The sequence below is a fragment of the Nitrososphaera sp. genome (assembly GCF_050748925.1).
In the GTDB taxonomy this organism is placed as follows: Archaea; Thermoproteota; Nitrososphaeria; order Nitrososphaerales; family Nitrososphaeraceae; genus Nitrososphaera.
Genome location: NZ_JBOGQF010000047.1, coordinates 1 through 12,968 on the forward strand (window position 1 = coordinate 1; position 12,968 = coordinate 12,968).

14 protein-coding genes and 1 pseudogene are annotated in these 12,968 nt (G+C 55.9%); 8 read left to right on the forward strand and 7 right to left on the reverse strand.

Annotation, left to right across the window (positions count from 1 at the left end):
• From ACREAY_RS05530 to rpsI, 4 genes are all read left to right on the forward strand, one after another.
• Nucleotides 1-467, forward strand: a 467-nt coding sequence (locus tag ACREAY_RS05530) for a DNA-directed RNA polymerase subunit D (protein WP_431754765.1), incomplete at its 5' end; no start/stop codon positions are given.
• A 47-nt stretch (nucleotides 468-514) separates the two neighbouring features.
• On the forward strand, nucleotides 515-865 hold the full coding sequence (locus ACREAY_RS05535) for a 50S ribosomal protein L18e (protein ID WP_431754766.1): 351 nt from the start codon (nucleotides 515-517) through the stop codon (nucleotides 863-865).
• A complete protein-coding gene (locus tag ACREAY_RS05540; RefSeq protein ID WP_431754767.1) occupies nucleotides 858-1,319 on the forward strand; it encodes a 50S ribosomal protein L13 in 462 nt (153 codons plus the stop codon). Before ACREAY_RS05535 ends, ACREAY_RS05540 begins: the two co-directional genes overlap by 8 nt.
• Nucleotides 1,316-1,762: a 30S ribosomal protein S9 gene (gene rpsI, locus ACREAY_RS05545; protein ID WP_431754768.1), complete on the forward strand. Its 447-nt coding sequence runs from the start codon at nucleotides 1,316-1,318 to the stop codon at nucleotides 1,760-1,762. The genes ACREAY_RS05540 and rpsI overlap by 4 nt, the downstream gene beginning before the upstream one ends.
• On the opposite strand, the gene ACREAY_RS05550 is transcribed toward rpsI, so the two are convergent.
• Nucleotides 1,759-2,580 carry an adenylate/guanylate cyclase domain-containing protein gene (locus ACREAY_RS05550; protein WP_431754769.1) on the reverse strand — a complete coding sequence of 274 codons (822 nt, stop codon included), beginning with the start codon at nucleotides 2,578-2,580 and terminating at the stop codon, nucleotides 1,759-1,761. The genes rpsI and ACREAY_RS05550 overlap by 4 nt on opposite strands.
• Before the next feature lie 497 nt (nucleotides 2,581-3,077).
• Here ACREAY_RS05550 and ACREAY_RS05555 point away from each other — a divergent pair, with 497 nt between their 5' ends.
• Nucleotides 3,078-3,938, forward strand: coding sequence for a hypothetical protein (locus tag ACREAY_RS05555; protein WP_431754770.1), 861 nt, complete (start codon nucleotides 3,078-3,080; stop codon nucleotides 3,936-3,938).
• 68 nt (nucleotides 3,939-4,006) lie between these two features.
• On the opposite strand, the gene ACREAY_RS05560 is transcribed toward ACREAY_RS05555, so the two are convergent.
• Nucleotides 4,007-4,930 (reverse strand): mechanosensitive ion channel family protein, encoded by a 924-nt coding sequence (locus ACREAY_RS05560; RefSeq protein WP_431754777.1) that lies wholly within the window; start codon nucleotides 4,928-4,930, stop codon nucleotides 4,007-4,009.
• Nucleotides 4,931-5,014: 84 nt separating this feature from the next.
• Between ACREAY_RS05560 and ACREAY_RS05565 the strand changes: the two genes are divergently transcribed.
• Entirely contained in the window at nucleotides 5,015-5,761 is a 747-nt protein-coding gene (locus ACREAY_RS05565; RefSeq protein ID WP_431754771.1) for a DUF432 domain-containing protein, read from the forward strand.
• Here the strand turns inward: ACREAY_RS05565 and ACREAY_RS05570 are convergent.
• Nucleotides 5,755-6,369, reverse strand: coding sequence for a nitroreductase family protein (locus ACREAY_RS05570; protein WP_431754772.1), 615 nt, complete (start codon nucleotides 6,367-6,369; stop codon nucleotides 5,755-5,757). The genes ACREAY_RS05565 and ACREAY_RS05570 overlap by 7 nt on opposite strands.
• A gap of 32 nt (nucleotides 6,370-6,401) precedes the next feature.
• Entirely contained in the window at nucleotides 6,402-7,895 is a 1,494-nt protein-coding gene (locus ACREAY_RS05575) for a thioredoxin-like domain-containing protein (RefSeq protein WP_431754773.1), read from the reverse strand.
• A gap of 194 nt (nucleotides 7,896-8,089) precedes the next feature.
• Here ACREAY_RS05575 and ACREAY_RS05580 point away from each other — a divergent pair, with 194 nt between their 5' ends.
• Nucleotides 8,090-8,353 (forward strand): DUF2024 family protein, encoded by a 264-nt coding sequence (locus ACREAY_RS05580; RefSeq protein WP_431754774.1) that lies wholly within the window; start codon nucleotides 8,090-8,092, stop codon nucleotides 8,351-8,353.
• A 6-nt stretch (nucleotides 8,354-8,359) separates the two neighbouring features.
• Here ACREAY_RS05580 and ACREAY_RS05585 read toward each other — a convergent pair whose 3' ends face one another.
• Complete coding sequence (locus ACREAY_RS05585; RefSeq protein WP_431754775.1) at nucleotides 8,360-8,833, reverse strand: DUF6438 domain-containing protein; 474 nt, start codon at nucleotides 8,831-8,833, stop codon at nucleotides 8,360-8,362.
• 105 nt (nucleotides 8,834-8,938) lie between these two features.
• On the opposite strand from ACREAY_RS05585, the gene ilvA reads away from it, so the two are divergent.
• On the forward strand, nucleotides 8,939-10,159 hold the full coding sequence (ilvA, locus tag ACREAY_RS05590; RefSeq protein ID WP_431754778.1) for a threonine ammonia-lyase: 1,221 nt from the start codon (nucleotides 8,939-8,941) through the stop codon (nucleotides 10,157-10,159).
• On the opposite strand, the gene ACREAY_RS05595 is transcribed toward ilvA, so the two are convergent.
• Nucleotides 10,156-11,556 (reverse strand): hydroxymethylglutaryl-CoA synthase family protein, encoded by a 1,401-nt coding sequence (locus ACREAY_RS05595; protein ID WP_431754776.1) that lies wholly within the window; start codon nucleotides 11,554-11,556, stop codon nucleotides 10,156-10,158. The genes ilvA and ACREAY_RS05595 overlap by 4 nt on opposite strands.
• Before the next feature lie 282 nt (nucleotides 11,557-11,838).
• Nucleotides 11,839-12,968 (reverse strand): annotated as a pseudogene (locus tag ACREAY_RS05600) (hypothetical protein); the annotation flags it as partial.

Consider the following 12,968-nt stretch of genomic DNA (forward strand, 5'->3'; position numbering starts at 1 on the left):
GGCTAGGCCTCATCCCGCTCCGCACCGATCCGGGCAGGTTCGTGATGCCCCATGAGTGTGATTGCGGGAGCACGCTTGGCTGTTCAAAGTGCAGGGTACTGCTCGTGCTTGACGCAGAGGCGACTGACAAGACCAAGGTGGTGACCTCTGGCGAGATGGTCTCTGAAGACGAGATGGTAAAGCCGGTCAGCAAGGACATCCCCATCGTCGTCCTGGCGCCAAGCCAAAAGCTGAAATTCGAGGCGTACGCGCGCCTGGGCATAGGCAAGCAGCACGCCAAGTGGCAGCCGACGTCGGCGGCAGTCGTCAAGGACGGCAAGAACGAAAGCGAGATCATACTGATGATAGAAACAAACGGCGCGCTCACCGCAGAAGAGATCCTGAAGGAATCCCTGGAGCGCATGCAGTCCAAGATAAAGAATTTCAAGCAGGTCATGGGGTCGTTAAAGATCCCCAAGAGCGCCTAGGTACGTTTATTTGGGGATTCGAGATTTGATTAGGAGCGTATAGACGTATGTTTGCTAATACTCTAGTCGACAATACAGTTTGGACCCTCCGCAAGGCGGCCAAGGGAAACAAGGCGCCTATCTGGAAGGATCTCGAATACCGCGTGTCGGGCCCGAGGTCCAACAAGAGCGAGGTCAACCTGGGCAAGCTTGCGCAGGTCACAAAGGCAAGCGAGGTAATAATGGTGCCGGGCAAGGTGCTCGGTACAGGCAACCTGGGCCACAAATTGACGGTGTGCGCTTTCTCGGTTTCAGAGACCGCAGTGAAAAAGATTGCAAACGTGGGCGGCAAGGTCGTGACGCTGGAAGACTTGATCAAAAAGTATCCGGATGGCAAAGGGGTGCGCATAATTGGCTGACAATAACAGCAGCAAACCGCAGAGCATCGTAGTCGACGCGACCAACTGCATCGCAGGCAGGATGTGCTCGCACGTTTCAAAGCTCTTGCTAAAGGGCAACAAGGTCTCCATAGTCAACGCAGAGAAGGCCATGCTTTCAGGCAACCGCTACAAGACCATCGAATTGTACAAGGAGCACCTTGAAATTAACTCGGTGACGAACCCAATACACGGCCCGTTCCACCCGAGGCGTCCGGACACGATGCTGACCAAGATGGTCAGGGGCATGGTGCCAAAGCAAAAGACGACAGGCATCGAGGCTTTCCAACGTCTCAGAGTATATATCGGGGTCCCAGAAGAAATGAAGAAAGCCAAGATGCAGTCGTTTGAAGATTCCAAGATAACAAAGCCAGAGGCATACTATATCACGGTTGGAGACGTCGCCAAGCAGATAGGATGGAAGGGAATTCCATGACAGCCAAGATAGACCTCTATCCGGGCCAGAGAAAGACCAGCAAGGCCATCGCAACTATTGCAAAGGGCACGGGCAAGGTAAGGATTAACAACGTCCCGGCAGAGCTCGTGCAGCCCGAAGTCGCCAAAGAACTAGTATTGACGCCGCTGACGCTGGTTGGCGAGATGCGCAACAGGGTCGACATCAACGTCCAGGTCGCAGGTGGCGGCTTTATGGGCCAGGCGTTTGCAAGCGCGGTCGCAATCTCGCGCGCGCTCACTGGCGATGTCAAGGGCGACAAGGACCCCAAGGAACACCCGTTTCCCAAGAGTGCCCGGGAAGAGATACGCAAAAAGCTGACAGAGTACGACAGGCACTTTCTCGCAGGCGACCACAGGCAGTCTGAATCGAAAAAGTTCGGCGGCCCCGGCGCAAGGCGCAGAAAACAGAAATCGTACCGCTAGCCTTTTTCTTTTGCGGCATACACCCTGTAGAGCTGGTCCGTCTGGCGGTTTCTGTACTTCCAGTCTTCAGGGTTCAACTTCATTTCATTGAATTTTGCCTTCTCTGATGGGTGTAATAGCGCGTGGACGTCCTCTCCTATTGATATCCTGTTAGGGCCCGTGAGTGACGTTATCTTGGCCGCAATGTTCATGCAGTAGCCCAGGATGTCGATGGGCGAGCTCTTGTCATGGCCGTACTGGACGATGACGTTGTCCCCCACATCTACCCCTATCTTGACTGCAAGCTCGGGATAGTCGTACTGGTTGAGGATTGGATTGATGCCGTTTTTGACGACTGTTATCATGGACTTGGCACACTGGACGGCCTTGTCGCACGCCATGTACCTGTTGTAGCTGGCCGGAAAGAACGCGATTATGGCGTCGCCGACGTATTTCAGCACGAGGCCGTCGTGGCTCTCTACCACCGACGACATCTCCTGCGTGAACGAGCGTATGATGGTGACAAGCTTGTCTACAGGGAGCGACATGCTCATGTTCGTCGAGCCCACCAGGTCGGCGTACATTATCACAAGAGGTATCTTGCTACTCACGTGGTCCAGCAAATAGTTTTGCGCAGGTTGCAGGGACGAGTCGTACTGGTAGCGGCGCTTTAGCGCCCGCCAGAGCCGGTCCTGCGTCTGCGCGACCAGGGTTTCAGAGTCGACGACCTTGGACTTGTTCCCACTTCCACTCCCCATCATCATGCCGAGCAGCGCCTTGGTGCTGTTGTCGTCCTCCTTTTTGACTTCCTTCTTGTCTTCCTTTTTCTCGGGCGCCACGGTGAGCCAGCCCGTTATTGTCTGTCGCGAGATTTAAAGTCATTGAGGTTCTAGCGCCAGGGTCTGGACCGGCCCAGTCATGAGGAAGGCCGGGGCCGGGCGCCCCATCGACCCGGCCGCGACCCGTGCACAGACGGCCATCGTAGAACGGGAACATGCAGGCAACGCACGCAAGCCAACGACCTACCATGTACCAATCCTGACTCTGCATCCGGTGAGACAGGATATCCGGCGAAATATTAAAGACTTGATCTCGGTGTTTCCGGAAAAAGAGCACCTTTGTGAATCCTGCCCCTCCGCAGAGGGGCAGGTGGGAATTGCGTCGTTGCCTGCAAAAGCCGTACTGAATATGGGATCCGGCCTTTGCTGGTTACCTGTCGTAATTATGATAAAAATGACTTTCCAAAAGCGGCCAACATTGGCGTCCATCGTCTAGATTGACCAGATCTCAAGAAAATTCATTGAGAATATATGTTAGGGGCGCCCAGCAGCGGCGAATGAGGATACCGCTCAAGGGGAGCGACCACTTTTCCAAGCAGGTCAATTCGGCCTTTGAAAAGATACTGGAGGCGTACACCGAGTCGATAAAGCCCTCCACAGAGATGCGCAAAGCAAACGCGATGCTGGGCGACGGCACCGTGACCCAGGTAGACACGTTTGACCCGCAGAACGTCCAGAACTTTTACCAGCGCCTGACAAACGGGATGGAAGGCTGGCTTGCAAACGGCATATCAAACTCGAAAACCGAAGACCTCCACCGCCTGTTCTGCCAGTTCAACAAAGACGTCGGCAAGTATCACGTTTCCGGCTACTTTGGCGTCCAGTACCACGCCCTGCCCTACTACAAGGCAGACAAGCGCGTCATTGAAATCCAGAAAGAGCTTGCAGGCATGGTGGACAATGCTGCCATGATGTTCCAGGACATGACCGGCAAGGCAGACAAGGCCCTCCAGAAAGAGCTTGAAAAGCGCGGGTTTGCAGAGCTTGGCTTTGAGGACCTGTTTACGAAAATGTTTGACGATGAAAAGCTTGCAGAGGCACTTGACAAAAAGGCCACGTCGGTCGAGAACGAGTTTTCCGAGTTCCAGCAGATGGGCAAGAAAAAGAGCGCGCTCTTTGCAGAGCTGAACGACCTGATGATCGAGCTGTACCAGACTTCGCATGCCTACATTGACCACAACAGGCTGATGCAGGGTGAGGAGGGCTTTTGCACGTACTTTGACGTCGAGCTGATAAAGAACCGCAAGACAAACAAGAGGGAGGCTGTGTTTGAGACGCCAAAAATACCAAAGGAGGAAGGCGAGGGCGTTGCAGCCGAGCTCCTTGCAGTAGCCAAAACGGTCAAGAAATCCAAGTAGCCATTTTCTTGCAAGGAACACTACCATTGCGCAGATGGCTATGGTAGGCGGTGGCGATGCTGTACGCGCTAGCGGTGCTCGGACATTTCCTGTACGTTGACGCCGACAGAGGCAGGCTCTTTGTCGAGGGGAGGCTCTTTGCCCGGATCAGGCCGGGCCGGCTCGTTTCTGGAAATGTAGACGACGCGCTGGGGGAAGGGCATCTCTACCCCGTTTGCATCAAGCACGTGCTTTACCTGCTCTACCAGCTTTTTCTTCATGTCAAACCAGACGGAAAAGGGCACCCAGCACCAGACGTTGATTTCGACAGACGAGTCTGCCAGCTTGTCGACGTAGAGATCCGGCGCCGGCTCTACAAGCACCTGCGGCGTCTCGTCGAGGCTCTTGCGTATCAGGCCGAGGACTCTGGAAGTGTCTTCCTTGTAGGCTATGCTAACTGTCAGCTCTACGCGCCTTGCGACCGCGGTTGAAAAGTTGCGTATCTGCGACAGGAACACGTCGCTGTTTGGCAGCCGGACGTATGTCCCGTCAAACATGCGCATGCGCGACGAAAGCGCCGTCACTTCCACCACGATGCCGGCCACCTCAGGCAACTTGCCGGTTATCAGGACGGGGTCGCCTATCTTCATCGGCTTGTCTATGTGCAGGAATATCCCCGAGATGAGATTGGAAAAGAGCGACTGCGTGGCAAAGCCGACGATGATGCCGGCAAAGCCGCCTGCAATGAACAGCCCGGAGAGGTCAAGGCCCGAGACCCCCAGTGCAGACAGGAGCGCAATGGCCACTACGCCATAATAGATCATCCTGCCGGTGGTGCGCCTTGCGTCAATCGGCAGCCTTGTGCCGATGTAGCGGGTCACGAGCAGCCGGATGGCGTGCGCGACGATAAAGCCGGCGACGACAATGATTATCGTAAGCAGGATTGCAAACGGCGCGACGTCCAGCCCAAAGACGCTCACCTGGTCCGGCAGACCAAATATCGCGCTGACCACGCCTGTCAAGGCGCGTAAATTGTCGTAGCTTGTATGTATATGTTGTCTGGAAAGATTTACTAGTGATGGCGCAAATTTCATGGCGTGCAGGAACTCCTCGGCCGCTACATCCTCCGGCACGGGATGCAGGACTATGTCGTCAATCTGGGGCATAACAGGCTGGTGATAGACTGCTCAAGCCCTGTGTTTGTTTACAGGAGGTACCTTGGCGACGCGCTCCAGTCAGAGTCCATAATAATGTCAGACAGCGGCGAAGACGTGGTCGTGGGCATATTCCCAATCCCGCCGTTCCAGACCCTAGTAAAGGCGGCCAGCAACGTCTACCTGAAGTTCAAGTCGCAGATAGTGCTCGACCAGAAGAGCGAGGCCGTGCTCTATTCAAAGATCCCGATAGAGATAGGCGTGTACCGCCAGTCAAAGGATGAAGAGCTGTTGCTGGACGCGTTTTCGCTTGCCAGGCAGCAGTTCGCGCTCTATGGCCCGCCAGAGACGGGCGTTGTGTGCAGGTACAAGGAAGCAGAGGTGAGCCCCAAGGAAAGCGAGATTGTTGCCATCAAGTATGAAGAAGCCATAGTGCGCATACGCATAAGCAACATGGTGGACAACGTAGTCAAGGTGGGCAAGGTGATAATCCCGATGGAAGGTATAGTGCTCGACCACGCGCTCGACGATGCATGGGTGCCGGGGAGCGTCGAAATGAGCCTTGACATGGCGTTTGGCAAGGACGTGGTCAACGTGCAGCTCCTAGACACCAAGGCCAAGCGCGCCGACAAGACCAGCCTCCTGAAAAAGGGAGACACGCTCACCTTCTACATGGATGCCGGCTACTGAACCGTGTGTATCAGCTCTGCCAGGTTGCGCTTTGGCTTTGCCTGCAGCATTTTTTGCGGGTAGCCTATGCACAGCACCGACGACGGGACGAGTTCGGTGCCAAGCGCCTCCATCACCTTCTTTTCGTCTATCATCCCAATCCACACGCTTGAAAGGCCCAGGGCGTGCGCCGCCAGCTGCGAGTACGCGGCCGCTAGCGTGGCGTCCTGCACCGAAAACTTTTTGATGATTTCAGGCTGGAAGTTCAGTTTCACCCTTGCAGGGTTCATGCAAAAGACAAGCACCACCGGCGCGTTCACATAAGGCTGCCGGTTTGCGCCTTCGACCAGCTTTGCCTTTATTTCCGCGCTCTTGACATTGAATATCTCGAATCCCTGGAAACCGCCGGCCGTGGGCGCCGTGTCGGCTGCTGCAAATATCATCTCCGTCTTCCAGTCCTCCACCGGCTTGTCCTCGAATTTGCGCTGCGACCTGCGGTTGAGCATCACGTTAAAGATGTTGGTCTGCAGGACGTCTTCGATGCCCTCTACAGGCTCTTCCTCTTTTGGGTAAAGCTTGTCGCCCTCCTCGCCGGCGTACAGCCTAGAGAATATGTCTGATGGGTACATCTCCTTACATAGGAAGGCGGGGCAGAAAATCTTTACTCTTTTATTGCGAGCGTCCTGAGCACCATCTTGTCAAGGTCAAACGTGCGGACAAGGTGGTTGTTCGTGTCTGCAATGTAGAGCACGCTTCCCCGCCGCTTTACGTCAGACGGCTCGTACAGCCCGAGCGTGTCGCACAAAGGATCGTCGATGTTGCATATCGTCTTCATGTCGGCCTTGCCGACGACAGTAGACGCCTGCTGCGCGTCAAGGTCGATGAGCCGGATTGCATGGTTGTACGTGTCTGCGACATAGATCCTGTTGCCGGCGCAGTGGACGCCGAGCGGGTGCTGGAGGCGCGCCTGGGCTACCGGCCCGTCCCGGTGGCCAAACTCGAACAGCCCCTCGCCGACGAGCGTGTGCACCTTTTTGCTGGCAAGGTCGACTAGCCGGATGGCGGACACCTCGCTGTCAGCGACGACAAGAAAGTTGCCATATACAGAAAGGCCGCTTGGCTGTGCAAACTGGGCCTCTGCCAGCGAGCCGTCGACAATGCTTTCATGGCCGGACCCTGCAAACGGCCCTATCTTGCCCGACTCGATGTGGTAGGCCCACACCTGGTGGAGGCCGGCCATGGCGATGAACAAAAAGCCGTCGGCATATGCAAGGTCCCAGGGCGAGCTCAACTGCGTTGTCCTGCCCGTCTGCGCGCCGAACACCCAGTGCCCCTGCCGGCCGTTGCCTGCCAGCGTTCTGACCATTTTAGAGGCAAGGTCTATCTCGCGAAGCGCGTGGTTCTCGGTGTCGGCGACGTAAATCTTGTCACCGACCCATGCGAGCCCCTGCGCGCGGAAAAAGCGCGCCTCGGAAAAGCCGCCGTCGTAAAGGTCGCGCCCCTTCCCGCCAACGTTGTGGACGACTTTGCCGGTTTGCGCGTCTGCGACAAGCACGCGGTTGTGGTTAGAGTCGCTTATCGCAATCATCGTGCCGTCCGGCGACAGCGCCAGTTTGCCGGGGTACGAAAGCACGCCCGGCTTTGCCTGCGCGGGCCTGTCAATCTCCAGAGGCCCGCCTGCAAGCGTGCCCATTTTTTTATGCTGTTCCAAAAGTACGCCAATGACGTCATCAAGCTCGTCGCGCTGGCCCTCGCCGGCCTGCTGGTAGACGACGTTGCCCTTGGGGTCGACTATGGCAATCGTGGGCCACGCAGTCACGTTGTACAGGCGCCAGATCTTCATCTCTTTGTCAACGACGACAGGGTGCGATATCTCGTACCGGCCTATCGCCTCCTGCACGTTTTCAGCCTGCTGCTCGTTAGGGAACTTGGCAGAATGGACGCCGATAAAGGCCACGGGCTGCCCGCGGTACTTTTTCTCGAGCCAGTCAAGGGCGGGGAGCGTGTGCATGCAGTTTATGCAGCAGTACGTCCAGAAATCAAGCACGACGACCTGACCCTTCAGGTCTTCAAGGGAGAGAGGGCGGGCGGTGTTGAGCCACGCAAAATCCGGGGGAAAATTCCGGGCTTTATAGTTGACAGAGCCGGCCATCATGCCAAAAATATTGCCAGAATCGGATTTAAACTGTAGCTATCGACGCTTTGCACTTGTTGAGCAGGGCGATGTTCGGAAAGTCCGGCGACCTAGGCAGTCAGACTGGCCGGCACAATGGTAACCTTGAATCCCACTTTATCAGGTAGGAAAAGGAGGCTCATAGATTAAATACCGTTTCCAGCGCCTTTTTGGATATGGAATGCGCAGTTTACGATACATACGTGCAAAAGAAGGACGGCAGGACGATGCACTTTGACGTCATAGTCGAGGCAAGCACGCCGCACGAAAAGGCCATCGAGTACGGCCACCAGTACCTGAGCCAGGTAGGCCAGGCAGGGCAAAAGATGACCTCAGAAGAGTGCCAGTTCTGCCACATACAGGAAGCCCCGCCATTTGTGGAGAAATCCATCAAGCAGGCAGGCTACTGGATCCAAAAGATGGAAGGCTGCCCGCAGTAAGCCTTCTCACTTTACCCATTTTTCTGTCCCCGCCACTTTATCTAACCGGTCTTCAAGCATCGCCAGCCTTTCCGGCTCAAAGCCGTAGCGGTAGACTGTCTTTGTCGTGCCGTCGATTGTTATCGAAGTCGTCTGCGAAGGAAGGTCCGTTATTTGCGCCTCGTACCGATCGCGGAGCGAGAAAAAGTCGGCCGCATAAAACTCGTCGATGAGTTCCTTGACGTCTTGCTGGGGTATCTCGGACCTCTGCTCCCCTTTTACCTCGACAAAGTCCCGGCCCTCATAAACAACGGTGCCGTTCCCATAGACTGCCACGTGGTATGATGGGCAAAAGCCAAAGCACGGCGTCCTTTCAAGCGTGATGACGACGTTTTCGACGTCGCCCCGGAACCCGGATGGTATAGCGAACAAGGAAAACATTACCACAAACGCTATGCCGACTGCAAGTCCGCCTGTTACTGCTGCTACGCCGCTACTCATCGCAATGCATTGGAAGCATCGCCTTTTGAACCTTGGGGCAAATTATAATTAAGGCGCCCGGCTCCTGTTGCTAGGTTGAACCACGACAGCGTGTGGAAGCCCGGAATGCAAAAGGCTCCTACCTTTGAAGACATTGTAAAGGCCAGGGAGCTGCTGGAAGGCACTGTGAGAAAGACGCCGGTCCAGCATTCAAGGACGTTTTCCAGGCTTGCCGGCACTGGTGTTTACCTGAAGCAGGAATGCCTGCAGCTGACCGGCTCGTTCAAGGTCCGCGGCGCGATGGCCAAGGTCAGCAAACTGTCAGAGAAGCAGGCCGGCTATGGCGTCATCGCCGCGTCGGCAGGCAACCACGCCCAGGGAGTCGCGTACGCAAGCGCGAAAAAGGGCGTGCCGTGCACGATAGTGATGCCCAAGAACGCCTCGCCGGCCAAGGTCGCGGCCACAAAATCGTACGGCGCCAGGGTGGTGCAGCAGGGCTACAACTATGACGAGGCTTGGGAGGCGACGCAAGAGATAGCGAAAAAAGAGGGCATGACAATCATTCACGCTTTTGACGATCCCGACGTCATCGCGGGGCAGGGCACCATCGGCCTCGAATTGCTTGAAGACATACCCGACATGGACAGGATATACCTTCCCGTGGGCGGGGGCGGGCTTGCGGCAGGCGTCGCAATCGCGGTCAAGGAGCGCAGGCCAAGCGTCAAGATAATAGGCGTAGAGTCAAAGGCGTTTCCCGCCATGAAGGACTCTGTCGAAAAGGGCTCGCTCCAGTCGATGAAGGCAGGCTATACGATTGCAGACGGCATATCCGTGAAAAGCCCCGGCAAGCTCGCCTATGAAATCATAAGCAGGCACCTTGACGACATCGTGCTCGTAGACGACACGGCGATAGTAAAGACTATGTTCCTCCTCATGGAGCGGGCAAAACTCGTGGTCGAGCCGGCAGGGGCCGCGAGCCTCGCGTACCTGCTGTCAAACGGCCACCGCGCCGGCAAGAATGAGAGCGTCGTGTCCATACTGTCGGGCGGGAACGTCGACATGTACCTGCTCGGCCAGGTGGTGGCAAAGGGCCTCATGCAGATGGGCAGGATGGTCAAGATCTTTATCCTGCTGCCGGACAAGCCGGGCGCGCTAAAGGAAGTGGTGGACGGCATCTCTGAACTTTCGGTAAACATCGTCGAAGTCGAGCACGACAGGCTCTCGTCCAACATACCGGCAGGGACTGCGGGCGTCTACCTCAGCCTGGAGCTGGAGAGCGAAAAGCACTCGCAGCGCCTGATAGAGATGTTCAAAAAGAAAGGCATTGAGTTCAAGCTGGTCAGCTAACTGATGTAGTCGTATTCACGGAAGCCGGCCTTGTCGGCAGTCTCGCCGCCCACGCCCACCAGCACGAACTCTTTGTGCGCCTTTGTGACTGACTCGTTCAACTCCAGTTCGTTGCGATGGAGCCTCTCATAATCGCTTATCGAGAGCTTTATGCGGTCGCCAAGGTCTATTTCGAGGTCCATGCTCTTGACGACTTCTTCATAAGTTGGCCGGATTATGCCAGAAAACACCATCGCGCTGCTGCCGCTGCCGTACGAGCCAAAGCCGACGCGCTTGCCGTCAAGGTCCGTGCCTTTCTTGTGCTCAAATTCCAGCAGGCTGCGCAGGCCCATGTACATCGAGGCAGTGTAGAGGTTGCCGATGACGGTAGACAACTCTAGCGAGCTGGCCATCTTTTTCTCGTACGTCTCGTTGTAGAACGACGTCAGCATGAAGGTGCGCCGGAACTGCTCGTCTGCCTTCATGAAATCAGTGTCTGCAAGTATCGATTCAATAGTGCCCCGCGGGTCCTTGGGCTGCGGCTCGACCGTCCCGACCTCTTTTGTGACGTGCTTCCAGCGAGGCAGGTGGCGCCACTCGTGCCTCAGCAGGTATGCAAGCGCCTTTTCGCCCATCCTGCGGTAAGGCAGGTGGACGGAGAAAAAGTCGATGTGATCGGTAATGGCCTCGCCCTCGCTCAGTTTTATCAGGCCTGTCTTGAGCGCCTTTTCTTTGTAGGCGTCAAAGGCCTTCCTCACCTGGATGAGGTATAGCAAGTTAGAATAGCCGCCGTTGACGAGAGGTGTTTCCTTGCCAAAGGGCCTGTAAAAGTCGTATTCGTTCTTTATTACCGTAGAAGCGACTTTGGGGTCAAACGCCATGAGGCGCGGCTGCTCTTTTATAAGCAGCGCGACGGCGCCTGCGCCCTGCGTGTACTCGCCGGCAGAGCCAAGGTCATATTTCGCAATGTCGCTCACGATGACGACTGCCGCCTTGCCGCCGTTCTCCTCGGCGCGTATCCAGTTGGCGTTGTCATGGAGCGCATACGACCCGGAGACGCAGGCAAACTTGCACTCGATGCCGCCGGCATGCTCAAAAGAGCCGTCGCCATAGACCTGCTCGAGCATGCCTATGACAAACGAGTTGAGAGCCTTGGATTCGTCAAGTGCGGACTCTGTCGCGACATAGACCCTGCCAATGTCCTGCGGGTGCAGGTGGTTCTTTTGCATCAGCTTTAAACAAGCGTTGGCAGCCATGCAGGCAGGATCCTGGTTGGTGTCGGCTATGGCCATCTTGCGGATGCCTATACCGTATTCTAGCTTTTGGGGATCAATGCCTCTGGCTAGGGCAAAATCCTTGTAATCAATGTAAAGTTTGGGGACATAGATAGCCAGATCATCAATCCCTACGACTGGCATTACTGGAAATCGTACGGCATTTAGTCATTTAAAGGTATTTCTGGATATATTTGACCTGCGCCTATCAACTTGTAGACCTCCAGCCAGCTTCATGCGGCACAGGCACCACGTTTAAATTATCATCCCGCGTGATGAAGGTTACATCGACCAAACCGATGGGGAACAAACGTCTGGCAGGGCGCGGCCACAAGCTGCGTCTTGTCAGGCTATCTTATTATCTGACAAATATCTGACCATCCTTTCTGGTGATCATTGTTTCCTGCTAGCCGGAAAAGCCGGCCTTCATTTCCGCCTGACTAGCCTGCTTGCAGCCACTGCAGCTCCCAAGAGGCCAGCTATTGCCAGCATTGCACCTGCAGGGAATTCGGGCACCACGACGATGCCGCGCGCCACCCCGTTGCGGGTCAGGTCGGGCGTCTGGCCATCGGCTGTAATTGCCTTTACCTCGACTTCGACGCGGTAGCTCTCGTCGGCGGGGAAGGCCATCTGCTGGCTGTCAACCCCGCCCTCGGCCACCTGGTCAGTTAGCGCAAGCACCTCCTCGCCCCCACCGTCAATGATGCGCAGGTCGTAAGTGACGTCGGAGGTCACCTTGTCGCCGGAAAACGCGTCGACGAATTCCAAGTCGAGGGTTTCCTCTTCGCCGGCGCTCATTTGGCGCGGGTCCCACTTTAGCTTGACATGGATGCCGCCCGTGTCTGTGGCTATCTCGCCGCTGGTCTTGTCTCCATCATCGGAAGCGGGCGCAAACGAGAATGTCATCTCCGATTTCCCATCAGGGATCTGGTTTGCCATTGCAAGTATGTCGTTCTTGTTTATGAGAAAGTGCAGTATCAGCTCAGTCTCTGACGAGAACGGGTCTACTGCCAGCATCCTGCCGCTTATCGGCATCTCGTTCACCGTCGCCTCAAAGGCGTTGACGTCGCCGATGCCGGCAAGCGACTTGGGCACCTTGACTTCTTCGTGGACAAAAATGTTCAGGGCAGACTCGATCCTTTCCATGTCCCAGTCAAAAGGCATCGCCCAGCTGTACGTCAGCGTATCCGCATTAAAGGAAAAGTCAGTCACCCGGTCATAGTATGAAATAAGAGTTGTTGGATAATTCTCACCTTCATATTGCACGTCCTGCGTGACCACGTCGCCCACGCTAAGATACGTGTCAAAGACAGGCTCGTCGCCGGGCGGGAATATTGACTTTATGCTGTCAATGGTGAGCAGCGTGATTCGGAAATGGTAGAGGCCGCCCTCTAGCAGCAGAGGCCCGGTGATGTTTATGGTCCCGCCAGGGTCGGCCTTGTATGACTGTAAAAAGTCCTCCACGGTGGCGTTGATGCGAAGGTCGCCCTCCTGAGGACGGATCTTTAAGGTAAGCAGGCCGCTTTCTGTGTGAAACGCGTCGCGCAGTATAGCCC